This window comes from Herbaspirillum sp. DW155, assembly GCF_037076565.1.
Taxonomy (GTDB): Bacteria; Pseudomonadota; Gammaproteobacteria; order Burkholderiales; family Burkholderiaceae_D; genus Herbaspirillum.
Genome location: NZ_AP029028.1, coordinates 3,767,916 through 3,790,663 on the forward strand (window position 1 = coordinate 3,767,916; position 22,748 = coordinate 3,790,663).

Sequence of the window (22,748 nt, forward strand, 5' to 3'; positions counted from 1 at the left end):
AACGGATTACGGATTACGGATTACGGCTTGCGAATGTCGAAAAGACAAAGCCCGGATTTGCACTTCTGCAAATCCGGGCCTGAAGTATAGCGGCTAATCAGGAAACCGTTTCGGCGGCCTGATTCTGCAGCAGGGCCAGCAGACGGGCGATTTCCTCGCGCATCTTGCGGCGGTCGACGATCATGTCGATGGCGCCCTTGGTGACCAGGAATTCAGCGCGCTGGAAGCCTTCGGGCAGCTTCTCGCGCACCGTGTTCTCGATCACGCGCGGGCCGGCAAAGCCGATCAGGGCCTTGGGTTCGGCCATCACCACGTCGCCCATGAAGGCAAACGAGGCCGACACGCCGCCCATGGTCGGGTCGGTCAGCACGCTGATGAAAGGCAGCTTCTTTTCCGACAGCTTGGTCAGCATGGCGGTGGTCTTGGCCATCTGCATCAGCGACAGCAGGCCTTCCTGCATGCGCGCACCGCCGGTGGCGGTGATGCAGATGAAGGGAACCTTCTGTTCCAGCGCCGCCTGGGCACCGCGCACGAAGCGCTCGCCGACCACCGAGCCCATGGAACCGCCCATGAATTCGAACTCGAAGCAGGCCACCACGACCGGCAGGGTCATGATGGCGCCGCCCATGACCACCATGGCGTCGGTTTCACCGGTGGATTCCATGGCGTCCTTGAGACGGTCGGGGTACTTCTTGCTGTCCTTGAACTTCAGGGTATCGACCGGCAGGGCTTCCTGGCCGATCTCATAGCGGCCGCCTTCGTCGAGCAGGGCATCGAGACGAGCGCGGGCGCGGATGCGCATGTGATGGCTGCACTTGGGGCAGACATGCAGATTGGATTCCAGGTCGGTACGGTAGAGCACCGCTTCGCAGGAGGGGCACTTGACCCACAAACCTTCCGGGATGGCTTTGCGGCTGGTGGAACCGCGTTGAATCTGGGGTGGCAATAACTTCTCAAGCCAGCTCATAGAGACCTCATAGATTTTTCCGGTGGCGCGCATTGTACCAGAGCCCACCGGCGACAGACGTAAAGCACGGTCATGCTTTCTACGGGGCAAGAAAACACCTTCTACCCGCTTGCGCCATCTCAAAAAACAAAGCCCCCGGCGCGTGCCGGAGGCTGTCGGCTCCCCTGCCCTGTCGGCCGGGGATCAGGCGTCCAGCGCCTGACGGATGTCGGTGACGAAGGCTTGCACCGCTTCGCAGGCCTTGTCGTGCGGGGTGTTTTCCAGTTCGGCGATGATGCGGCTGCCGATCACCACCGCATCGGCCACGCTGCCCACAGTACGGGCGGTGGCGCCATCACGGATGCCGAAGCCCACCGCGATGGGCAGCTTCACATGCTGGCGGATGGCGGCGATGCGCTCGGCGACCTCGGCCGTATCGATGTGGCCGGCACCGGTGACCCCCTTCAACGAAACGTAATAGCAGAAGCCGCTGCTGACGGCAGCCACCTGGCGGATACGCTCTTCCGAGGAGGTCGGGGCCAGCAGGAAGATCGGGTCCATGCCCCTGGCCTGCATCTTTTGGGAGAATTCTTCACATTCCTCGGGCGGATAGTCCACCACGATGGTGCCATCCACGCCGGCTTCGCTGGCCGCCGCGATGAAGGCATCGACGCCGAAGCGTTCGATGGGGTTGGCATAGCCCATCAGCACGATGGGGGTATGGCTGTTGGTCTTGCGGAATTCACGCACGTAGCCCAGCACGTCGTGGGTGCTGATGCCGAATTTCAGGGCGCGCTCGCAGGCGCGCTGGATCACCGGGCCTTCGGCCATGGGGTCGGAGAACGGCACGCCCAGCTCGAGGATGTCGACGCCGCCGGCCACCAGCGCGTGCAGCAGCGGCACGGTCAGCTCGGGAGCCGGGTCGCCGGCGGTAATGAAGGTAATGAGCGCCTTGCGCTTCTGCTCGGCCAGTTGGGAAAAGGTGGTCTGGATTCTGGACATGATGAGGTGAAGTTTTTTGTCGAATCAGCCGGCTGGCTCTCAAGACCAGCCGGCACCTGCGGGACAGGCCGGGGATCAGCCCTGGCGCTGTTGCACGGTATGCATGTCCTTGTCCCCACGGCCGGACAGGTTGACCAGGACGATCTGGTCCCGGGGCAAGGTGGCCGCCAGCTTGGCCGCATGGGCCAGGGCATGGCTGGACTCCAGCGCCGGGATGATGCCTTCGATGCGGCAGCAGGTGTTGAAGGCCTCCAGCGCCTCGTCATCGGTGATGCAGGCATAGCTGGCACGGCCGCTATCCTTCAGCCAGGCGTGTTCCGGGCCTACGCCCGGATAATCCAGTCCGGCCGAGACCGAATGGGTCTCGATGATCTGGCCGTTGGCATCCTGCAGCAGGTAGGTGCGGTTACCGTGCAGCACACCGGGCGAGCCCAGGGTCAGCGAGGCCGAGTGGCGGCCGGTGTCCAGGCCATCGCCCGCGGCTTCCACGCCGACCAGCTTGACCTCCGGGTAATCGATATAGGGATAGAAGATGCCCATGGCATTGGAGCCGCCACCGACCGCCGCCACCACGTAGTCCGGCTGGCGCGAGGCGATTTCCGGCATCTGCTGGATGCACTCGTTGCCGATCACCGACTGGAAGTCGCGCACCATCATCGGATAGGGGTGCGGACCAGCCACGGTGCCGATGATGTAGAAGGTGGTCTCCACATTGGTGACCCAATCGCGCATGGCTTCATTGAGCGCATCCTTCAGGGTCTTGGAGCCGGACTCCACCGGCACCACCTTGGCGCCCAGCAGGTTCATGCGATAGACGTTCTGCAGCTGGCGCTTCACGTCTTCGCTGCCCATGTAGACGATGCATTCCATGCCGAAGCGCGCGCAGATGGTGGCCGTGGCCACGCCGTGCTGGCCGGCGCCAGTCTCGGCGATGATGCGCTTCTTGCCCATGCGGCGGGCCAAGAGCGCCTGGCCGATCACGTTGTTGATCTTGTGGGCACCGGTGTGGTTCAGGTCTTCGCGCTTGAAGTAGATCTGCGCGCCACCGGTGATCTCGGACCAGCGCTTGGCGTGATACACGGGGCTGGGGCGGCCGACGAAATGCTTCAGTTCGGTATGGAATTCGGCGAGGAATTGTTCATCGTGCTGGTATTGCGCATAGGCGTCACGCAGCTCGTTCAACGCCAGGGTCAGCGTCTCGGAGACGAAACTGCCGCCGTAGGGACCGAAGTGGCCACGGGCGTCGGGCAGGTTGTAATGGGCCGTCTGGTGCAGGGCGGCGGCGGGAATGGCTTGACGCTCGGCGAAGCTGCCGAGGGGATTCAATTCTTTCATGGTGTTCCTCTGAAACTCGTTGGGAGGGTGCTACGCGGCGGTAGCATCCGCCAGACGCACGGCCTGGATGAAGGCCTCTATCCTGGCGGCATCCTTGATGCCCTTGGCGGCTTCGACGCCACTGCTGATGTCGACCGCGTAGGGGCGAACGCCGACCACCGCCTCAGTGACGTTGTGTACGCTCAAGCCACCACTCAAAACGGCCCGAGGCGCGAGTTCTTTTGGAATGAGAGACCAATCGAAAACCTTTCCGCTGCCGCCATACTCCTCGACCAGGGTGTCGAGCAGCAGTCCGGTGAATAACGGACTGGCAGAGCGATATGCCTGCTCGTATTCTAACAAATCCGCGGGCTGCGTCGAACTTCCTATTCTGGCCGCGCGTATGAAGGGTCTGACAACGGCGGCGGCGATGGCGGCGCACTGCCCGGGCGTTTCGTCGCCGTGGAACTGCAGCACCGTCAGCGGCGCCTGCGCCAGCACCTGCTGGACCTCTTCCAGACTCGGATTGACGAACAGGCCGACGATGCTCACGAACGGCGGCACCGCACGCGCCAGCTCACCGGCGCGCTGCGGCGTCACGTAGCGCGGGCTCTTGGGATAGAACACCAGGCCCAGCGCATCGGCGCCGGCGGCCACGGTGGCACGGACGTCTTCTTCACGGGTCAGGCCGCAAATTTTGATGCGGGTACGAAAGCTCATGGAGATTGCCTCATGGGTGAAAAATTCTACTGCTCTGCCTGCTGACGCACTTACAGCCAGGGCCAGGAGCGCGCCTCCTGCGGCAACGCCCAGCTATCCGGATAGTCGACCCGCGCCAGATACAGGCCATCAGGCATGAAGGTAGGCGCAGCGCGACTGCGGTCGCGCAGGGCCAGCACCTGGCCCATCCATTCCGGCCCCTGCTTGCCGCTGCCCACCACAATCAGCGAACCGACGATGTTGCGCACCATGTGATGCAGGAAGGCATTGGCCTTGAGGGTAAAAACGATCATATCGCCGTGGCGGCGCACGGCGATGCTTTCCATCTTGCGCACGGGGGACTTGGCCTGGCATTCGACGGCGCGAAAACTGGTGAAGTCATGTTCACCGATCAGGTATTGCGCGCCCTGGTGCATGCGATCTGCGTCCAGCGGGCGGAACGTCCAGCCGGCCTTGCCCGCCAGCAGCGGCGAACGCACCGCGTGGTTGTAGAGCACGTAATGATAGGTGCGGGCGATGGCCGAAAAGCGCGCGTGGAAACCGAACCGGGCCAGGCTTTCGGCCCCTTCGCGGTCGGCCCCGTGCAGCTCGGCGGCGTGCGCACCGGCAATGGCGACATCATCCACCCAGGGCAGCTCGCACGCCCAGCGTACCGCGATGGTCGGCGGCAGGAAGGCGTTGGTGCCGCGCACCCAGGAAAAGGTATCGCGGGCGATGGGCGTGTCGAAATGGACGACCTGTTCCAGCGCATGCACGCCCGAATCCGTGCGGCCGGCGCAGGTGGTGGCAATGGTGGTCGTGCTGAAGCGCTGCAAAGCGGCTTCCAGCTGGTCCTGCACGGTCTGGCGGTGCGGCTGGGTCTGCCAGCCCTGCCAGCTGGCGCCATCGTATTGCACGCCCAGCACGACGCGGCGCAGGCCCTCAGTTGGGGAAGAAAGTTCTGTCATGGATGTTCACTGCCTGCCGCAACGGCCCGTTCTCCGGCAGAGGTGTGCAGGAATCTTCATACAGGCCGCACACCGCCATCTGGCGGCACGATAAAAACGAACGGGCAGCCCATGCGAGCTGCCCGCGAGATGACGCTATTGTAATGGCCAGGAGGACCGCCCGCAGCGCTCAGCCCAAGGCGGCCATCATTTGCCTGGCGCGCGCCACCTGGGCGTCGTTGCCGCCACGCATCACTTCTTCCAGCAATTCGCGGGCGCCTTCCTTGTCGCCGATTTCTTCATAGGCGGCGGCCAGGTCGAGCTTGGTGGTCATTTCCTGCTCGAAGGCCGATTCCTCGTCCTCTTCCAGCAGGTTGGTGGCCGAGGGCGCGACGTTTTCTTCCGGCAGGCTCAGGTCCAGGTCGGCCAGGCTGGTGGCAGCCGGCGCATCATCGATGCTGTCGAGCAGCACCGAGGCCGACGTCGCCCCGCTGGAGACCGGCAGGATGGGCTCGTCGGCATCCGGCTTGGCGCCGTTTTCCAGATCGAGGTCGAAATCGATGTCCTTGCCCAGGTCCATGGGCGCCGCCGCCGGGGCAGGCACCGGATTGGCGTCCGGCTGCACCTCGGCTGCCTTGAAGTCGGACAGGTCGAACTCCATGGCCGGCGCTTCCTCCGGCTCGGCCGGCGTGCCGCCGTAGAGCGGATTGGTCGGATCGATGCTCAGGCCCAGCGCTGCCGCCTTGACCCAGGTTTCGTTGAGGCCGCCGCTCAAGGCATGCAGGTTCTGGGCCACGCGGCTGAAAGCGGCCACGTCGCCACGCTTGGCATAGATCTCCAGCAGCTTGGCGTGCAGGGCCTGCCGCTCGGGCTGGGTCTGCAGGGCCAGCTTGAGGATGTCCTCGGCCTGTTCGTCGCGGCCATAGGCGATGTACATGTCGGCCTCGGCGATGGGATCGACCGGGGCCTCTTCCACTGCAGCCGCCACCGGTGCGGCTGCGGCTGCGGCTTCCACGGCAGGCTCGGGAGCGGCTGCGGGCTCAGGTTCAGGTGGGGCGGCCGGGGCCGCCATGACGGGCTCAGGTGAAAGCGCAGGCTCAGGCTCGCTGGCCGGCTCGACCGGGCCGTCCTCGGATTTCTTCTTGCGGCGACGCATGGCCAACACACCGCCGCCAGCGGCCAGCAGCGCCACCAGCACGCCCGCACCCGCAAGAATGTAGGGATTTTCCTTGATCTTGTCGACGAAGCTGCCCTCGGCCTTGGCAGGCTTGGCCGCTGCGGGTGCCGGCGCTGGTGTCGGCGTTGCCGGTGCGGCAGCAGGGGCAGGAGCGGCCTCGCCCTCGGGCTTGTCGGCAGCAGGCGTAGCGCCGGGTGTTGCCGGCTTGGCGGCTTCGGCTTCCTTCTGCTGCTGGGCGGTCAGTTCGGCGATGGTCTTGTTCTTCAGCTCCAGCAGTTTCTGGAGGTTGTCGACGTTCTTTTCGAGGTCTTTCACGCGGTCATTGGCATCGGCCAATGCGCGTTCGCTGGCGGCCTTGTCCTCGGCAGCACCGGCGTTGCCGGTCTTGCCGCGGCCCTTGTTGGCACGCGAGAGCTCCAGGCGGTCGCGCGCACCCTGGGTGCCGGAACGCTCTTCCACCCGCGCCGTGATCTTGCCGCCGCCGCTCTGGCGGTTGCTGCCGGCCTTGCCGGCAGGCGCGTTGGCGACCTGGCCGGCCAGCTTGTTGCGATAGGCGTTGAAGTCCTGGGCTTGCGCCACCACCATGCTGCGCGCTTCATCGCGATCCACTGCGGCGGCGGTCGGCTGGTCGGGGATGGCCAGGATCTTGCCAGCGCGCAGGCGGTTGATGTTGTTACCCTGGAAGGCATCCGGATTGGCGCGGTACAGCGCAATGAGCATCTGGTCCAGCGAGACATTGGCCTGCTGGTTGCGCGTGGCGATGCCGGACAGCGTGTCACCCGGCTTGACGCGGTAATCGCCCGTCTTGCCGGGAGCGGCAGGTGCTGCGGCCGATGGCGAGGCACCTGTTGCAGCAGGCGCGGCCGCTGCCATGCTCTGCGGGCTGGCCGAAGCCGGGGTATTGTCAGGAGAGGCCTGCTGGCGGCGGATCAGTTCTTCCGCCAGGGCCGACGGCGCCGGACGCTGCACGATGCTGGCCGACGGCTCTTCGCTGCTGACCGGAATCGGCGCGCTGGCGGGCGCCGGTGCAGCCGCGGCGGCCGGTGCGACCGGCGCTGCAGTGGCGGCAGGCGCCGGCGCAGCGGGTGCTGCAGCGGCGGTTGCTGCCGGAGCAGCAGCAGGAGCAGCCGCAGCCGGTTCCGGCGCATTGCCCGGTGTCAGCGGCGCCACCTGTGGATTGCGCGGGGCCTTGCTGTCGGCCGGATCGAGCAGGAAGGTGTATTCGCGCAGCTGGCGCGATTCGCCGCTACCCAGTTCCAGCAGCAGGTCGACGAAGGGATCGCTGACCGGCTGGGAGGAACTGATGCGGATGAAATGGCGACCCTGGCGCTGTTCCAGCACGATGGACAAGGAACTGAGCACCGGGTTGTAGTCGATGTTGGCGCGGCGGAAGGCCTCGGCCGGCGCCAGACGGGCGCTGAGCTTGCCTGCCTCGTCGGCACCGACGGCAGTGACCTCGATCTCGGCCCGCAGCGGCTGGCCCAGCGCCGACAACACGGTCAGCTTGCCCAGTGCGGCAGCCTGCGCGCCCAGCGGCAAGGCCATGGCCAGCGCGATGGCCGCGCTCAGGGTCTTCATCTGGGACCGGGGAAGCTTCTTGTTGGTATTTACAGGCATGTTTTATTTGGCTTAGAGAAACGTTCCGCGTCAAACCCGTCACGCTGGCGTTCCACCTGGTGCTGGCCTGGGAATGCCGTACAGATCCGTGAATGGGGCTGGTGCCGCGCGGCCTGTGCAAACGGCCTGCGCCACTCCGGTCCGCGCTGGCTTGCTGTTGTCGCCTTTTCTTGCAGGCCAGCGGCTCGGAGCAGATCCATTTCATCAAATCCAGCAGGCGCCCGACCAGGACGCTGCCACATGTTGGCTTTCATGAAATGAATTGGCTTTTCAACTTATCATCAAGTACTTACACCCGCAAGTGTACTTACTTTCTCAAGATGAGAAAAACCCGCCAGCCTCCACACGAGTGGAAGCTGGCGGGCTATTGTTGCAGACTGACAACGCGTAAGGCAAGTCTTAATCGCATTGCAGCATTGCCATATTGCAACAGACTGACTGGCCGGGGGTTTCCCGGCCACCGGCATCACTCCAGGTTGCCCAGGATGATGCGCAGCATGCGGCGCAGCGGCTCGGCCGCGCCCCACAGCAGCTGGTCGCCGATGACGAAGGCGGAGATATACTCCGGACCCTGGTTCAGCTTGCGCACGCGGCCCACGCCGATTTCCAGACCACCGGTGATGGACGCCGGGGTCAGCTCCTTGACCGTGATGGCACGGTCGTTCGGCACCCACTTCACCCACTGGTTGCCGGCACGGATGATGGACTCGATCTCGGCCAGGGGCAGGTCGCGCTTCAACTTGATGGTCAGCGCCAGGCTGTGGCAGCGCATCGCGCCGATACGCACGCACAGTCCGTCCACCGGGATGATCTGCTGGTTGCCCAGGATCTTGTTGACTTCGGCCTGGCCCTTCCACTCTTCCTTGGACTGGCCATTCTCCAGCTGGGCGTCGATCCAGGGGATCAGACCGCCGGCCAGGGGCGCGCCGAAGAATTCGGTCGGCACGTCTTCACGGATGGTCTTGGCGACCTTGCGGTCGATATCCAGAATGGCCGAGGACGGCGTTGCCAGCTCGTCGGCCACGGCCGCGTTGATGACGCCCATGCCCTTCAACAGTTCGCGCATGTGGTTGGCGCCACCGCCAGAGGCGGCCTGGTAGGTCATGGAGCTGACCCACTCGACCAGGCCTTCCTTGAACAGACCGCCCACGCCCATCAACAGGATGGAGTTGGTGCAGTTGCCGCCGATGTAGTTCTTCACACCCTTGGCCAGTGCATCCTTGATGACGTTGTTGTTCACCGGATCGAGCACGATCACGGCGTCATCCTTCATGCGCAGCGAGGAAGCAGCGTCGATCCAGTAGCCATCCCAACCAGCGGCGCGCAGCTTGGGGAAGATCTCATTGGTGTAGTCGCCGCCTTGTGCGGTGATGATGATGTCGCATTTCTTCAGCTCGTCAATGCTGTTGGCATCTTTGAGCGTCGTTTCCTTTTTGGCAAACGACGGCGCCTTGCCGCCTGCATTCGAAGTCGAGAAAAACACCGGTTCGATGTGATCGAAATCACCTTCATCCTGCATGCGTTGCATCAGGACCGAACCCACCATTCCACGCCAGCCAACCAAACCAACCAGTTTCATCATCTTTCCCTATTTAGAACTTCCATGGTGAACAAATCAGATTGAACACAATTGCGCCGGACCATCCGGCATTTCAAGCGCCCGGCCGCGCCGCTCGGGGCGCGGCCAGGCGACGTTGATCTCAGGCGAGGGCCTTGACCACGGCTTGCCCCATCTGCTGGGTGTTGACCTTGGTGCAGCCTTCTTCATAAATATCGGCGGTGCGCAAACCTTGCGCAAGCACTTTCTTCACTGCGTTCTCGATGCGGTCGGCCTGCTCGGCCTTGTTCAGCGAGAAGCGCAGCATCATCGCCGCCGACAGGATGGTCGCCAGCGGATTGGCGATACCCTTGCCGGCGATGTCGGGTGCCGAACCGTGCGAAGGTTCATACAGGCCCTTGTTGTTGGCATCCAGCGAGGCCGAGGGCAGCATGCCGATCGAACCGGTCAGCATGGCGGCGGCGTCCGAGAGGATGTCGCCGAACATGTTGCCGGTGACGATGACGTCGAAGTTCTTCGGTGCCTTCACCAGCTGCATGGCGGCGTTGTCCACGTACATGTGCGACAGCTCGACGTCCGGATACTCCTTGCCCACTTCGGTGACGATATCCTTCCAGAACTGGAAGGTTTCCAGCACGTTGGCCTTGTCCACGCTGCACAGGCGCTTGCCGCGCTTGGCTGCGGCCTGGAAGGCGACGTGGGCGATGCGGCGGATTTCCGGTTCCGAATAGCGCATGGTATCAAAACCTTCACGTGCGCCCTTGAAAGGACCGTCCGGCGCCTCGCGCATGCCGCGCGGCTGGCCGAAATAGATGTCGCCGTTCAGTTCGCGCACGATCAGGATGTCCAGGTTGGCCACCAGCTCGGGCTTCAACGAAGACGCACCGGTCAGTTCCGGATAGCAGATCGCCGGGCGGAAGTTGGCAAACAGCTGCAGGTGCTTGCGCAGGCCCAGGATGGCTTGCTCGGGGCGCAGGGCGCGTTCCAGCTTGTCGTACTTCCAGTCGCCGACGGCACCGAAGAGGATGGCATCGGCTTCCTTGGCCAGCTTCAGGGTGCCCTCCGGCAGCGGGTGGCCGTGGGCTTCATAGCCGGCGCCGCCGACCGGGGCGGTTTCCATCTCGAACTTCTCGTCCAGGGCGTTGAGCACGCGGACGGCTTCGTCAACGATCTCGGGACCGATGCCGTCACCCGGCAGGATAGCAATCTTCATGGCTTCTCTTTCTCAGTGTTTCCAGCGTTCTTGGAAAATAGTAACGACAAGGGCGGCCATCGGACCGCCCTTTGCTGTTGTGTCAACGATCGCTTCAGATCGTGTTGCTCAGCCAGGGCTGTTCGTGCAGGTGTTTCTCTTCGTAGGCACGAATGATGTCGGCTTTGCGTAGGGTCAGGCCAATGTCGTCGAAACCGTTCAACAGGCAGTACTTGCGGAACTCGCTGATGTCGAACGGATAGACTTCGCTGCCACTGGTGTTGCTGACGACCTGCTTTTCCAGATCGATGACCAGGCGGTAACCCGGGAAGGCCTTCACTTCATTGAACAGGTGATCGACCTGTTGTTCGCTCAGGACGATGGGCAGCAGACCATTCTTGTAGCAGTTGTTGAAGAAGATGTCGGCAAAGCTGGGCGCGATCACGGCACGGAAACCGTACTGATCCAGCGCCCACGGTGCGTGCTCGCGCGAGGAGCCGCAGCCGAAGTTCTTGCGCGAGAGCAGGATGGAGGAACCCTGATAGCGCTCCTGGTTGAGCACGAAATCCGGGTTCAGCGGGCGCTTGCTGTTGTCCATGCCCGGCTCGCCGTGGTCCAGGTAGCGCCATTCGTCGAACAGGTTGGGGCCGAAGCCGCTGCGCTTGATCGACTTCAGGAACTGCTTGGGGATGATCGCATCGGTATCGACGTTGGCGCGATCCAGCGGCGCCACCAGTCCTTCATGCACGATAAATTTATTCATGAGCTTGACCTCGGGTCGGTGGGGCGATTGCTCTGCCCTACCCTTCCTGTTTCCTGTTCAAAAACTGAAGCTGCGGCACGCTGGCCGCAGCCTTGCACTGTCTGATCCTGCTGATTTCTTCTTATTTCTTGCTGGCGTCCTGCATCTTTTCGCCGACCTTTTCGACATCCTTGCCGAAGCCATTGACGGTATTGCAACCAGCCAGCGCACCCAGGGTGACGGCCAGCAGAACCAGAGCGGAGATTTTTTTCATGGTTGTTTTCTCTCGAAAAGATTCACAAGCAAGCGCTCAGAGCGAACGCACATCCACGAAGTGGCCGGCGATACCGGCCGCCGCAGCCATGGCCGGGCTCACCAGGTGGGTACGACCACCGGCACCCTGGCGGCCTTCGAAGTTGCGGTTCGAAGTCGAGGCGCAACGCTCGCCCGGTTCCAGGCGGTCGGCATTCATGGCCAGGCACATGGAGCAGCCCGGTTCACGCCATTCGAAGCCGGCGTCGCGGAAGATCTTGTCCAGGCCTTCGCGTTCGGCCTGTTCCTTGACCAGGCCCGAACCCGGCACCACCATCGCCAGCTTGACGTTGGAGGCGCGGAACTTGCCGCGCACCACCTTGGCAGCTTCGCGCAGGTCTTCGATGCGGGAGTTGGTGCAGGAACCGATGAACACCTTGTCGATGCGGATGTCTTCGATGGGCGTATTGGGCTTCAGGGCCATGTAGGCCAGCGCCTTTTCCATGCCGTCACGCTTGGTCGGATCCTTTTCCTTGTCGGGATCGGGGACGCGGGCGTCGATGGACACCACCATCTCGGGCGATGTGCCCCAGGTGACTTGCGGCTTGATCTCGGCGGCGTTCAGGGTCACCACCATGTCGAACTTGGAACCCGGGTCCGAATGCAGGGTGCGCCAGTACGACACGGCACGCTCCCAGTGCGGACCGGAGGGCGAGAAGGGACGGCCCTTCAGGTATTCCAGCGTCACGTCGTCGAAGGCCACCATGCCGGCGCGGGCGCCTGCTTCGATGGCCATGTTGCAGACCGTCATGCGGCCTTCCATGGACAGCGAGCGGATGGTGGACCCGGCAAATTCGATGGCGTATCCGGTGCCGCCTGCGGTACCGATCTTGCCGATCACGGCCAGCACGATGTCCTTGGCGGTGACGCCGGCCGGCAGCGCGCCGTCGACCTGCACCAGCATGGCCTTGGACTTGCGCGCCAGCAGGGTCTGCGTGGCCAGCACGTGTTCGACTTCGGAAGTACCGATGCCATGCGCCAGCGCGGCAAAGGCGCCGTGGGTGGAGGTATGCGAGTCGCCGCAGACCACCGTCATGCCGGGCAGCGTGGCGCCCTGCTCAGGGCCGATCACGTGCACGATGCCTTGACGCTTGTCGTTCATGCCGAAGTACGTCAGGCTGAATTCTTTTGCATTGCCGTCCAGCGTTTCGACCTGCAGGCGCGAGATCGGGTCAGCGATGCCCTGGGCGCGGTCGGTGGTGGGAACGTTGTGGTCGGCCACCATCAGGTTGGCCGAGTTCCGCCAGGGTTGGCGACCGGCTAGCTTGAGGCCTTCGAAGGCTTGCGGGCTGGTCACTTCATGGAGCAGGTGGCGGTCGATATACAGGATGGCGGTACCGTCATCTTCCGTATGAACGACGTGCGACTCCCAGAGTTTGTCGTAAAGCGTCTTGAGCATGTTGCGGTCCGGCGGAATCGAAAAAGGGATGCTGAACGGGAAAAATAGCATTTGATTATGCCATAAAGCGAGAGGTCTGACCTCCCTGCCGTGTTTTCCGCCGCGTTGCAACAACAGGGAATAATGCTGCAAGGCAGCAGAAAAAGCGCAGCAAGTGCGGCGCCCATGAAAAAACCGGCATTTCTTCCGGGGCCAGAAGAAATGCCGGTGCGTTGCCGGCCGGGCGGGTGCAGCTCAGCGCTTGCGGGTCTGCTGGTACAGCGGCTCCACGCGCTGGGCGTAAACCGTCAGGTCGGCGATGCGCTCGCTGCTGGAGGGGTGGGTGGACATGAACTTCATCGGCTCGTCGCCGCCCAGGCTGGCCATCTTCTGCCACAGCGTCACGGCGGCTTTGGGATCGTAACCACCGCGCGCAGCCAGTTCCACACCGATGCGGTCGGCCTCGGTTTCATTGGCGCGGGAATTGGGCAAGCCCATCAGGCCCATGTACAGGTATTGCCCGCCCTGCTTGCCGACATCGCCCAGGCCCAGCAGGGCGGCGCCCAGCGAAATGGCCGAATTGGCCACCACTTGTTGCGACGCGCGCTCGCGGGCGTGCTCGCGCAGGGCGTGGGCGATTTCGTGACCCATCACGGCGGCCAGTTCATCGTCGCTGATCTTGAGCTTGTCGATCAGGCCGGTATAGACCGCGATCTTGCCGCCCGGCATGCACCAGGCATTGGTCTCGTCGGACGTCAGCACGTTGACTTCCCAGTTCCACTTCAGCGCATCCGGACGGAATACGCCAGTCTGCGGGATCAGGCGGTTGGCAATGGCGCGCACGCGCTGCACCTGGGCGGCGTTGCGATTGAGTTGCCCCTTGCTGCGCGCCTCGGCCAGCACCTGGGCGTATTCCTTGCTGGAAGCCGCCTCCATTTCTGCGGACGAGACCAGCATCTGCTGCTTGCGGTCGATGCCGACGGCACCGCCTTGCGTGGTCTGTACGGTTTCGCAAGCCACCAGGCCCACCAGGGCTGCGGCCAACAGGCTGTTCTTGATGATAGGGTTGAGCGTCATGCCCGCCTCCATTGAATAATTGATCTTGATGTCGGGGCCGGTCTGCCGGCGTGCTTGATGCCGCCAGCCAGCCGTGAGCCGCTTCGACCCGGCTCTTTGCAAATTGTTTCACGCAAGAAAAAACCGGCGACCGCATGCGCGATGGCCGGCTTGCTGGCAGGGCTGCGCAGCCGCTCAGCGCAAGGCTGGCGTCTCCACCTTCACATCGCCGCATTGTGCGCGATGGCGCAGGGCATGATCCATCAGCACCAGCGCCAGCATGGCTTCGGCAATGGGCGTGGCGCGGATGCCCACGCAGGGATCGTGGCGGCCGAAGGTTTCCACCGAGATCGGCTGGCCGTTCTTGTCGATGGACGGGCGCGGGGTGCGGATGCTGGAGGTCGGCTTGATGGCAATGGAGGCCGTGATGTCCTGCCCGGTCGAGATGCCGCCCAGGATGCCGCCGGCGTTGTTGCCGACGAAGCCTTGCGGAGTCAGCGCATCACCGTGCTCGGAACCCTTCTGCGCCACCGAGCGGAAACCGGCACCGATCTCCACGCCCTTGACCGCATTGATGCCCATCAGGGCAAATGCGATCTCGGCATCGAGCTTGTCATACAGCGGCTCACCCAGGCCCACCGGGACGTTCTGCGCCACTACGTCGATGCGCGCGCCGATGGAGTCGCCGTCCTTGCGCAGGGCATCCATGTACTCTTCCAGGCGCCCGATGATGCTGGCGTTGGCGGCAAAGAAGGGATTGTTGGGCACGTGTTCCCAGGACTCGAAGGGAATGGCGATCTCGCCCAGCTGGCTCATGCAGCCCTTGAAGGTGGTGCCGTATTTCTCGAACAGCCACTTCTTGGCGATAGCCGCCGCGCCCACCACCGGCGCGGTCAGGCGCGCCGAGGAACGGCCGCCGCCGCGCGGATCGCGGATGCCGTACTTGTGCCAGTAGGTGTAATCGGCGTGGCCGGGACGGAAGGTATCGAGGATGTTGCCGTAATCCTTGCTGCGCTGGTCCTGATTGCGGATCAGCAGCGCAATCGGGGTGCCGGTGGTCTTGCCCTCATAGACGCCGGAGAGGATCTCCACCGTATCCGGCTCCTGGCGCTGGGTCACGTGGCGCGAGGTGCCGGGACGGCGGCGGTCCAGTTCCGGCTGGATGTCGGCTTCCGACAGCGCCATGCCCGGGGGGCAGCCATCCACCACGCAGCCGATGGCCGGGCCGTGGGATTCGCCGAAGGTGGTGACGGTGAAAAGCGTGCCGAAGGTATTGCCGGACATGATGGGATTCGCGCAAAAAATGGGGGAAACCGCGATTCTACCAGCCTCGGCCGCCGCCGACGAGCCAGGCTACACGGCCCGCCCACCGGCAGCGCTGCTTACTTCCAGTCGCCGCGCAAGGCTCTGACCTGTTCCTGCAAGCCTTCCGGGCTGACGTTTTCGGGCGCAATCGGCTCGCCCACTGCCAGCTCCAGCCGCGAAAACAGGCCACGCCTGAAGGTGCGCGCCACCGGGTTGCTGGGGTCGCGCGAGAACAGGCTGCCCCACAGCCCGCGCAGCGCCATCGGCAAGACCGGCACCGGGCTGCGGTCGATGATCTTCTGCACGCCGCCTTTGAAGGGATTGAGCTCGCCATCGCGGGTCAGCTTGCCTTCGGGGAAGATGCACACCAGTTCCCCTTCATGCAGGGCCTGTGCGATATCGACGAAGGCCTTTTCGGTCAGCCACGGGTCTTCCTTGACCGGCGCAATCGGAATGGCCCGCACGTTGCGGAACAGCCAGGACATCAGCGGAATCCTGAAAATCTGGTGATCCATCACGAAGCGCACCGGGCGCGGGCTGGCGGCCATGATGGCGATCGCATCCACATAGCTCACGTGATTGCACACCAGCACCGCCGGTCCCTCGTCGGGAATGGCCTGGCCATTGATGATGCGCACGCGGTAGAAGGTATGAATGAGAATCCAGGCCAGGAAGCGGATCAGGAATTCCGGTACCAGCGAGAAGATGTAGACCGCCACCACGCCATTCATGATGGCAGTGGCCAGGAAGATCTGCGGGATGGTGAGCCCGGCCTTCAACAACACCATCGCCACCAGCGCCGACACCACCATGAAGAGCGAATTCATGATGTTCATCCCGGCAATCGTGCGCGAGACGTGGGCCGGATCGCAGCGTGTCTGGATCAGCGCAAACAGCGGCACGATGTAGAGCCCGCCGAAGAGGCCAATGCCGAGGCAATCGAAGAGGATGCGCCAGCTGCCGCCCTGCGCCAGGAAGCCGCCCAGGTCCAGCATGGCCGAGGGCGTGACATAGGCCTGGCTGGCGAAATACAGCTCCAGCCCGAACACCGACAAGCCGATCGAACCGAAGGGCACCAGCCCGATCTCCACCTTGTGGCCGGAGAGCCGTTCACACAGTAGCGAACCGACGCCGATACCCACCGAGAACACCGCCAGCAACAGCACGAAGACGCTATGGTCGCCATGCAGGTAATTCTTGGCGTACACAGGGAATTGCGCCAGCATGATGGCGCCATAGAACCAGAACCAGGAATTGCCCAGGAGTGACAGGAAGACCGGCCGGTTGCGCCGCGAAAAACCGATGTTGCGCACGGTCTCGGTGAAGGGATTCCAGTTCACCTTCAGTTCCGGCACCGGGGCCGGCGAGAGCGGAATACGCAGGCTCGCCAGCCAGCCGAGCACGGCAAAGCCGATGGTGATAGCGGCCACCAGGTGCAGGCCCCAGGGCTTGTGCACCACCAGCACCGCACCCAGGATTTCCCCCAGCAGGATGCCGACGAAGGTGCCCATCTCGATCAGGCCATTGCCGCCGACCAGTTCCTCGCGCTTCAACTGCTGTGGCAGGTAGGCGTATTTCACCGGCCCGAACAGCGTCGAGTGGATGCCCATGCCGATGACGGCCGCAATGAGCAGCACCAGGTGATGGGTCATCCAGCCATAGGCGGCGATACCCATGATGACGATTTCCAGCAGCTTGACGAAGCGCGCCAGCCTGCCCTTTTCCAGCTTGTCGGCCAGCTGGCCCGCGGTCGCCGAAAACAGGAAGAACGGCAGGATGAACAAACCCGGAATGAGGTTATTGAGCAGGCCCGGATCCATGCTCGTCCAGGACAGCGCATCATAGGTGAGGATGGTCAGCAGCGCGGTCTTGAACACGTTGTCATTCAGGGCGCCGAGGAACTGGGTCCAGAAGAAGGGAGCGAAGCGCCGTTGGCCGAACAGCGTGAACTGGCTGTGTTTTTGCATGGGCAATCAGGATCAGGTCGTGACGGAAACGCGCAGCCTACGCAGGCTGCAGCCCATTGGCAACCATCCCAATGGACAATAAAAAACCGTTCCGGCAGGAACGGTCAGGATGGCGCCGCCCGAGATGAACAGGCAGGCGCCAGTGGCGAACCGGAAAACGCTCAGCTGTTGCCTTCGCGCTCTTCTTCCTCGGCCGGCCAGTCGCGGATGTAGGCCTTGAGCATCTTGTTCTCGAAGCCCTGCGCATCCAGCACCGCCTTGGCCACGTCGTAGAAGGACATCACGCCCAGCACGGTGCGCGCTTCCATCACCGGCACGTAGCGCGCGTGCTTTTCCAGCATGATGCGACGCACTTCGTTCAGATCGGTATCGGGGGTGACGGTGATGGGCGCATCGTTCATGTGCTTGCGCACGGTCGAGCCGCCCAGCGCGCCGCCGTTCTTGTGCAGCGTCAGCAGCACTTCACGGAAGGTCAGCATGCCCACCAGATCGCCGTACTCCATCACCACCAGCGAGCCGATGTCTTTCTCGGCCATGGCGTTGACCGCCTCCAGAATCGGGGTGTCCGGCGTGACGGTGAAGAGGATGTTGCCTTTGACCTTGAGGATTTCAGAGACTTTCATGATGTCGTCCTGGTTATATGAAGCTGTTTTGACTGTAGGCGATGACGCCGGGAAAATCCAATGAATGGGGGCGACAGGATAACTGATCCTGCGCCTGGCCGCTGCGGCCGCCCGTTTGCCCCATCCATGGCGGGATGCAAGCCACATGGTACGGGCAAGCGCGCCCTTTGGGCAACCGGCAAACACGCTGCTGCGCAGTATTTCCCGACAGCATTTTGCTTACACATGTGAACTTTGCGTCAGCACAGGATTGAAATCCTGCGTGCCGCTGACTACGCTGAAGATGTCAGGATCACCGGGAGAAGCCCATGTCCGCCACCCTGCCCGAACGCCATTACGGCAGTTTCAGCGAGTTCTATCCGACCTATCTGAGCGAACATTCGCACCGGGTCAACCGGCAGCTGCATTTCCTCGGATCGACGCTGGCGCTGTTGAGCCTGATGCTGCTGTTGCTCACGCATCAGTGGTGGTGGCTGGCGGTGGCCCTGTTCTGCGGCTACGGCTTTGCCTGGGTCGGGCATTTCATGGTGGAGAAGAACCAGCCGGCCACTTTCCGTCATCCGCTCTATTCCTTCATGGGCGATTGGGTGATGTACTGGCAAATGCTCACCGGGCAGGTCTCGTTTTAGAAATCTTCATATCCGACCCAAAAACGCCTGACCCGGCTCAACGTTGCCTCAGCGTTCCCACAGGCGCCGCCGCGCCTCCAAAGGGACCGGCGCATGCGGCATGGCGGCCGCCGTCGCCGCCACTTCCTCCTGGGCCGCGCTGCCGGCCTGGCAGTATTGGTCCAGCGACTGGGCCAGCACGGCATTGATGGCTTCTTCCACGCGCGTCACCAGGGCCTCTTCCTCCCCGGCCTGGGCCAGCACGGCCGGGTCGAACACGAACAGGCGGTAGACCCGCGCCAGCTGGATGGTGGAGGGGTTGGCCACCAGCGTCCACCGGTCCATGTCATCGGTGATGCGGCGGTTCCAGCCGCGCCGGGCGCTGCCCGTATCGGGCTTGACCGAGGCCACCCAGCCTTCTTCGCTCATGCGCGCGAGCAGCTGCTGCAGCTCTCCCAGCCCCAGCCGGGTGGCGCGCCGCACCTCTTCCATGCTGACCACGGCCGACTCCACGCCCACCCGTGCGGCGTGCAGGAACTTCAACACCTTGACCGCATCGATGAATTCCGCCCCCGGCGAGGGCACGTGCCACCAGCGCTCATAGCGCACCACCGGCAGCGCGGCCGTGAGCAGGGCGCCAAAGAGCGTGATCATCCACATCATGTAGATCCACACCAGGAAGATCGGCAGCACCGCCACCGTGCCATAGACCATGGTGTAGGTCGGGAACTGCAGGATGTAGGCGGCAAAGAGGCGCTTGGCGATCTCCAGCCCGACACCGGCCAACAGCCCCCCGGCGGCAGCGTCGCGCCAGTCCACGGTCTGGTTGGGCACGGTGCTGTAGAGCAGCGTGTAGGCCAGCGTGGAGAGCATCAGCGAGACCAGCGTATAGAAGCTCGCGCCCAGCCACGGCAGGCTCTTGACGGCGCCGCCGGTGGCGGTGGACAGATACGAGGTCACGCTGATGGACACCCCGATGAGCAGCGGTCCCAGCGTGATGATGGCCCAGTACACCAGCACCCGCTGCACCAGCGGGCGCGACTTCTTGACGCGCCAGATCTGGTTGAACACGCTCTCGATGGTGGACATGGTGAGCACCGAGGTCAGGATCAGCAGCACGCCGCCCACGGCCGAGATGCGCGCCGACTTGGCGGCGAACTGGTTCAGATAGCCCAGGATGGTATTGGCCACGCCCTTGGGCATGAGGTTTTCGATGAAATACGCTTCCAGCGAGGCGCGGAAGGTCGAAAACAGCGGGAAGGCCGTAAACAGCGCCAGCGCGATGGTCAGCATCGGCACCAGCGAGAGAATGGTGGTGAAGGTCAGGCTGCCGGCCACTTGCGGCAGGCGGTCCTCGCGCAGGCGCCGGCTGGCGAAGCGCAACAGGTCGCGGAACTGCTCACGGGTGAGACCACGCATACGGGACAAGGAAATACGCAAAGAAGACATCCGTTCGACTTCAATCGGGACCGCGCACCACAAAGCGCAGCCCCACCGGGGTTGGAGATGGCCAGCACGGGTCGCCTGCGGCCAGACGCCAGGATTGGCGATGTGTGCCGATTATCGCCGAAGCGGGCGGCAAAATCCCGCAAATGGGCATACCGGACACAAAGTTTCTGCTTCCTCTTGGTGCAGATGAAGAAAAAGCCGGTGCACACCACCTTTTCCTTCTCTCTGAGCACAAAAAAACAGAAATATAATAAGTCACATGACAACCACCACTGCTTCCGTGAACGCTGCTCCCAACGCCACCATTCTGGTGCTCTACTATTCGCGCCACGGCGCCACCCGCAAGCTGGCCGAGCTGATCGCCCAGGGCGTGGAAAGCGTGCCCGGCTGCGACGCCCGCCTGCGCACCGTGCCGGCCGTCTCGACCGTGACCGAGGCGGTGGAACCGGACGTGCCCGGCTCCGGCGCGCCCTACGTCGAAGCCAGTGATCTCGCGGAGTGTGACGGCCTGGCCCTGGGCTCGCCCACGCGCTTTGGCAACATGGCGGCGGCCATGAAGTATTTCTGGGACGGCACCTCGCCGCAATGGCTCTCCGGCGCCCTGGCGGGCAAACCGGCCTGCGTCTTCACCTCCACCGGCAGCCTGCATGGCGGCCAGGAATCGACGCTCTTGAGCATGATGCTGCCCTTGCTGCATCACGGCATGCTCATCGTCGGCCTGCCCTATTCGCATCCCGAACTGATGAACACCTCCAGCGGCGGCACGCCTTACGGCGCCAGCCACTGGGCGGGCGTCAACGGCAACCGGCCGCTGTCGGACGACTCGCGTACCCTGGCCATCGCGCTGGGCAAACGGCTGGCAGAAAACGCCATCAAATTACGGAGACCATCATGAACAGCAGTGCGCGCTACTTCCACCTCGGAGCCAGCTCCAGCCTGGTCGCCCTGATCCTGCTCTGCCTGGCGTGGGAACTGGTGCTGGCGCCGCTGCGTCCGGGCGGCTCCTGGATGGTGCTGAAGGTGCTGCCGCTGCTGCTGCCGCTGCGCGGGGTGTTGAAGCGCGATGTGTATACGCTGCAATGGTCCTCCATGCTGATCCTGGTGTACCTGGCCGAAGGCCTGGTGCGCGCCACCAGCGACATCGCCCATGCCTCGGTGCTGCTGGCCTGGGTCGAAGTGGGGCTGACGACGCTGTATTTCGTCTGTGCGCTGGCCTACCTGCATCCGTTCAAGAAGGCCGCCAAGGAAATCGCCCGCCAGGCGATCCAGAAGGCCTCCCAGTAATCCTCTGCCCGACTACGGCGCCCCCCCAAGCCGCGTGGTGCGCCCCGTTTCCATGACTGAATTCCTCGACGCCTGCCGTGCCGCCATCGGCGCGGCCCATGTCCTCACCGATGCCGGCGACACCGCCGGCTACCTGACCGACCAGCGCGGTCGCTACACCGGCCGCGCCCTGGCCGTATTACGCCCGGCCGATACCGCCGAAGTGGCGGCACTGGTCCGGCTGTGCGCCCGCTACGCCGTGCCGCTGGTGCCGCAAGGCGGCAATACCGGCCTGGTGCTGGGCAGCGTGCCCGACCAGCAGGGCAATGCCGTGGTGCTGTCGCTGCGCCGCCTGAACCGCATCCGCGCGGTCGATCCGCTGAACAACACGATGACGGTGGAAGCCGGCTGCGTGCTGCAGCACCTGCAGGAGCAGGCGGCAGCGGTGCAGCGCCTGTTCCCGCTGTCGCTGGCAGCCGAGGGCAGCTGCACCATCGGCGGCAATCTCTCCACCAATGCCGGCGGCACCGGCGTGCTGCGCTATGGCAATACCCGTGAACTGTGCCTGGGGCTGGAAGTGGTGACGGCCGAGGGCGAGATCATGAGCAGCCTCAAAGGCTTGCGCAAGGACAATACCGGCTACGACCTGCGCGATCTCTTCATCGGTGCCGAAGGCACGCTGGGCATCATCACCGCCGCCGTGGTCAAGCTGTTCCCGCAGCCGCGCGCGCAGCTGACCGCCCTGGTGGCGCTGCGCACGCCGGCCCAGGCGCTGCAACTGCTGCAGATGGCGCAGGCACGCTGCGGTTCGGCGCTCACCGGTTTCGAGCTGATGTCGCACTTCTGCCTGCAACTGGTCTGCAAGCACTTCCCCGAGCAGCGCCTGCCCTTTGCCCAGGGGCATGCGCAATACGTGCTGCTGGAACTGTCGGACAGCGAATCGGAAGAGCACGCCCGCGCCCTCTTCGAAACCCTGATCGGCGATGCCCTGGAGCAAGGCCTGGCCGAGGATGCCGTGATCGCCGCCTCGCTGGCCCAGTCCAGGGCCCTGTGGCGCCTGCGCGAGAGCATCTCGATGGCGCAGGCGCACGAAGGCAAGAACATCAAGCACGACATCTCGGTGCCGATCTCGCGCATCGCCGAGTTCATGGAGGTGACCGATGCCCTGGTGCAACAGGCCGCACCGGGCTGCCGCATGGTCAGCTTCGGCCACCTGGGCGATGGCAACCTGCACTACAACGTTTCGCCGCCGGTGGGCGTGGCCGATGCCGACTTCCTGGCACGCCAGGCCGACATCAACCGCGTGGTGCATGACAGCGTGGGCCGCTTCGGCGGCTCGATCTCGGCCGAACATGGCCTGGGTGCACTCAAGCGGGAGGAAATCCTGCGCTACAAGTCGCCGGTGGAACTGCGCCTGATGCGCGCCATCAAGCAGGCGCTGGATCCGCAGCAACTGATGAATCCGGGCAAGGTGCTGTAAGACCGGGCGGGCGCGCACAACAAAAAGGGACGGACGCCAATACGAGCCGTCCGCCCCAACCTCCCCCTCAGGAGCCTGCCTGAAACGCTGTCCTGCCTTGCGTTTCCCTATGT

General features: G+C 63.8%; 21 protein-coding genes. 5 read left to right on the forward strand and 16 right to left on the reverse strand.

The window, feature by feature from the left end; all coding sequences use genetic code 11:
• Window positions 1–97: 97 nt before the first annotated feature.
• The 15 genes from accD to AACH55_RS17190 form a co-directional block, all read right to left on the reverse strand.
• Complete coding sequence (accD, locus tag AACH55_RS17120) at window positions 98–967, reverse strand: acetyl-CoA carboxylase, carboxyltransferase subunit beta (RefSeq protein WP_338715864.1); 870 nt, start codon at window positions 965–967, stop codon at window positions 98–100.
• Window positions 968–1,150: 183 nt separating this feature from the next.
• The gene (trpA, locus tag AACH55_RS17125; protein ID WP_338715865.1) at window positions 1,151–1,948 is read right to left on the reverse strand and encodes a tryptophan synthase subunit alpha; all 798 of its coding nucleotides are present in this window, start codon (window positions 1,946–1,948) and stop codon (window positions 1,151–1,153) included.
• Between the two features lie 75 nt (window positions 1,949–2,023).
• Window positions 2,024–3,283 (reverse strand): tryptophan synthase subunit beta, encoded by a 1,260-nt coding sequence (gene trpB, locus AACH55_RS17130; protein ID WP_338715866.1) that lies wholly within the window; start codon window positions 3,281–3,283, stop codon window positions 2,024–2,026.
• A gap of 30 nt (window positions 3,284–3,313) precedes the next feature.
• Window positions 3,314–3,982, reverse strand: a complete 669-nt coding sequence (locus AACH55_RS17135) for a phosphoribosylanthranilate isomerase (protein ID WP_338715867.1) — start codon at window positions 3,980–3,982, stop codon at window positions 3,314–3,316.
• Window positions 3,983–4,032: 50 nt separating this feature from the next.
• Window positions 4,033–4,929: a tRNA pseudouridine synthase A gene (locus tag AACH55_RS17140; protein WP_338715868.1), complete on the reverse strand. Its 897-nt coding sequence runs from the start codon at window positions 4,927–4,929 to the stop codon at window positions 4,033–4,035.
• A 169-nt stretch (window positions 4,930–5,098) separates the two neighbouring features.
• Window positions 5,099–7,702: a FimV/HubP family polar landmark protein gene (locus AACH55_RS17145; protein ID WP_338715869.1), complete on the reverse strand. Its 2,604-nt coding sequence runs from the start codon at window positions 7,700–7,702 to the stop codon at window positions 5,099–5,101.
• Between the two features lie 466 nt (window positions 7,703–8,168).
• Window positions 8,169–9,281, reverse strand: a complete 1,113-nt coding sequence (asd, locus tag AACH55_RS17150; RefSeq protein WP_338715870.1) for an aspartate-semialdehyde dehydrogenase — start codon at window positions 9,279–9,281, stop codon at window positions 8,169–8,171.
• Window positions 9,282–9,402: 121 nt separating this feature from the next.
• Window positions 9,403–10,473, reverse strand: a complete 1,071-nt coding sequence (gene leuB, locus AACH55_RS17155) for a 3-isopropylmalate dehydrogenase (RefSeq protein ID WP_338715871.1) — start codon at window positions 10,471–10,473, stop codon at window positions 9,403–9,405.
• A gap of 94 nt (window positions 10,474–10,567) precedes the next feature.
• Entirely contained in the window at window positions 10,568–11,215 is a 648-nt protein-coding gene (gene leuD, locus AACH55_RS17160) for a 3-isopropylmalate dehydratase small subunit (protein WP_338715872.1), read from the reverse strand.
• 121 nt (window positions 11,216–11,336) lie between these two features.
• On the reverse strand, window positions 11,337–11,468 hold the full coding sequence (locus tag AACH55_RS17165; protein WP_008330868.1) for an entericidin A/B family lipoprotein: 132 nt from the start codon (window positions 11,466–11,468) through the stop codon (window positions 11,337–11,339).
• A 36-nt stretch (window positions 11,469–11,504) separates the two neighbouring features.
• Window positions 11,505–12,905 carry a 3-isopropylmalate dehydratase large subunit gene (leuC, locus tag AACH55_RS17170; protein WP_338715873.1) on the reverse strand — a complete coding sequence of 467 codons (1,401 nt, stop codon included), beginning with the start codon at window positions 12,903–12,905 and terminating at the stop codon, window positions 11,505–11,507.
• A gap of 234 nt (window positions 12,906–13,139) precedes the next feature.
• Window positions 13,140–13,961, reverse strand: coding sequence for a M48 family metallopeptidase (locus AACH55_RS17175; RefSeq protein ID WP_338715874.1), 822 nt, complete (start codon window positions 13,959–13,961; stop codon window positions 13,140–13,142).
• Window positions 13,962–14,135: 174 nt separating this feature from the next.
• Window positions 14,136–15,224, reverse strand: a complete 1,089-nt coding sequence (aroC, locus tag AACH55_RS17180; protein ID WP_338715875.1) for a chorismate synthase — start codon at window positions 15,222–15,224, stop codon at window positions 14,136–14,138.
• A 98-nt stretch (window positions 15,225–15,322) separates the two neighbouring features.
• Window positions 15,323–17,212, reverse strand: a complete 1,890-nt coding sequence (locus AACH55_RS17185) for an MFS transporter (RefSeq protein WP_338715876.1) — start codon at window positions 17,210–17,212, stop codon at window positions 15,323–15,325.
• A gap of 161 nt (window positions 17,213–17,373) precedes the next feature.
• The gene (locus AACH55_RS17190) at window positions 17,374–17,835 is read right to left on the reverse strand and encodes a CBS domain-containing protein (RefSeq protein ID WP_338715877.1); all 462 of its coding nucleotides are present in this window, start codon (window positions 17,833–17,835) and stop codon (window positions 17,374–17,376) included.
• Between the two features lie 308 nt (window positions 17,836–18,143).
• On the opposite strand from AACH55_RS17190, the gene AACH55_RS17195 reads away from it, so the two are divergent.
• Window positions 18,144–18,464 carry a DUF962 domain-containing protein gene (locus AACH55_RS17195; RefSeq protein ID WP_338715878.1) on the forward strand — a complete coding sequence of 107 codons (321 nt, stop codon included), beginning with the start codon at window positions 18,144–18,146 and terminating at the stop codon, window positions 18,462–18,464.
• A gap of 48 nt (window positions 18,465–18,512) precedes the next feature.
• Here AACH55_RS17195 and AACH55_RS17200 read toward each other — a convergent pair whose 3' ends face one another.
• Window positions 18,513–19,862 carry a YihY family inner membrane protein gene (locus AACH55_RS17200; RefSeq protein ID WP_338720328.1) on the reverse strand — a complete coding sequence of 450 codons (1,350 nt, stop codon included), beginning with the start codon at window positions 19,860–19,862 and terminating at the stop codon, window positions 18,513–18,515.
• A 134-nt stretch (window positions 19,863–19,996) separates the two neighbouring features.
• On the opposite strand from AACH55_RS17200, the gene AACH55_RS17205 reads away from it, so the two are divergent.
• From AACH55_RS17205 to AACH55_RS17220, 4 genes are read left to right on the forward strand one after another with little or no spacing between them, the layout of a single operon-like run.
• A complete protein-coding gene (locus tag AACH55_RS17205) occupies window positions 19,997–20,143 on the forward strand; it encodes a hypothetical protein (RefSeq protein ID WP_338715879.1) in 147 nt (48 codons plus the stop codon).
• An 8-nt stretch (window positions 20,144–20,151) separates the two neighbouring features.
• The gene (wrbA, locus tag AACH55_RS17210; protein WP_338715880.1) at window positions 20,152–20,787 is read left to right on the forward strand and encodes an NAD(P)H:quinone oxidoreductase; all 636 of its coding nucleotides are present in this window, start codon (window positions 20,152–20,154) and stop codon (window positions 20,785–20,787) included.
• A complete protein-coding gene (locus tag AACH55_RS17215; RefSeq protein WP_338715881.1) occupies window positions 20,784–21,176 on the forward strand; it encodes a DUF2069 domain-containing protein in 393 nt (130 codons plus the stop codon). The genes wrbA and AACH55_RS17215 overlap by 4 nt, the downstream gene beginning before the upstream one ends.
• A gap of 52 nt (window positions 21,177–21,228) precedes the next feature.
• Window positions 21,229–22,635, forward strand: a complete 1,407-nt coding sequence (locus tag AACH55_RS17220) for an FAD-binding oxidoreductase (protein ID WP_338715882.1) — start codon at window positions 21,229–21,231, stop codon at window positions 22,633–22,635.
• Window positions 22,636–22,748: the final 113 nt, after the last annotated feature.

Coding starts and splice junctions, on each gene's coding strand:
- accD (WP_338715864.1), bottom strand. CDS start 967: ATGAGCTGGCTTGAGAAGTTATTGCCACCCCAGATTCAACGCGGTTCC.
- trpA (WP_338715865.1), bottom strand. CDS start 1,948: ATGTCCAGAATCCAGACCACCTTTTCCCAACTGGCCGAGCAGAAGCGC.
- trpB (WP_338715866.1), bottom strand. CDS start 3,283: ATGAAAGAATTGAATCCCCTCGGCAGCTTCGCCGAGCGTCAAGCCATT.
- AACH55_RS17135 (WP_338715867.1), bottom strand. CDS start 3,982: ATGAGCTTTCGTACCCGCATCAAAATTTGCGGCCTGACCCGTGAAGAA.
- AACH55_RS17140 (WP_338715868.1), bottom strand. CDS start 4,929: ATGACAGAACTTTCTTCCCCAACTGAGGGCCTGCGCCGCGTCGTGCTG.
- AACH55_RS17145 (WP_338715869.1), bottom strand. CDS start 7,702: ATGCCTGTAAATACCAACAAGAAGCTTCCCCGGTCCCAGATGAAGACC.
- asd (WP_338715870.1), bottom strand. CDS start 9,281: ATGAAACTGGTTGGTTTGGTTGGCTGGCGTGGAATGGTGGGTTCGGTC.
- leuB (WP_338715871.1), bottom strand. CDS start 10,473: ATGAAGATTGCTATCCTGCCGGGTGACGGCATCGGTCCCGAGATCGTT.
- leuD (WP_338715872.1), bottom strand. CDS start 11,215: ATGAATAAATTTATCGTGCATGAAGGACTGGTGGCGCCGCTGGATCGC.
- AACH55_RS17165 (WP_008330868.1), bottom strand. CDS start 11,468: ATGAAAAAAATCTCCGCTCTGGTTCTGCTGGCCGTCACCCTGGGTGCG.
- leuC (WP_338715873.1), bottom strand. CDS start 12,905: ATGCTCAAGACGCTTTACGACAAACTCTGGGAGTCGCACGTCGTTCAT.
- AACH55_RS17175 (WP_338715874.1), bottom strand. CDS start 13,961: ATGACGCTCAACCCTATCATCAAGAACAGCCTGTTGGCCGCAGCCCTG.
- aroC (WP_338715875.1), bottom strand. CDS start 15,224: ATGTCCGGCAATACCTTCGGCACGCTTTTCACCGTCACCACCTTCGGC.
- AACH55_RS17185 (WP_338715876.1), bottom strand. CDS start 17,212: ATGCAAAAACACAGCCAGTTCACGCTGTTCGGCCAACGGCGCTTCGCT.
- AACH55_RS17190 (WP_338715877.1), bottom strand. CDS start 17,835: ATGAAAGTCTCTGAAATCCTCAAGGTCAAAGGCAACATCCTCTTCACC.
- AACH55_RS17195 (WP_338715878.1), top strand. CDS start 18,144: ATGTCCGCCACCCTGCCCGAACGCCATTACGGCAGTTTCAGCGAGTTC.
- AACH55_RS17200 (WP_338720328.1), bottom strand. CDS start 19,862: ATGCGTGGTCTCACCCGTGAGCAGTTCCGCGACCTGTTGCGCTTCGCC.
- wrbA (WP_338715880.1), top strand. CDS start 20,152: ATGACAACCACCACTGCTTCCGTGAACGCTGCTCCCAACGCCACCATT.
- AACH55_RS17215 (WP_338715881.1), top strand. CDS start 20,784: ATGAACAGCAGTGCGCGCTACTTCCACCTCGGAGCCAGCTCCAGCCTG.
- AACH55_RS17220 (WP_338715882.1), top strand. CDS start 21,229: ATGACTGAATTCCTCGACGCCTGCCGTGCCGCCATCGGCGCGGCCCAT.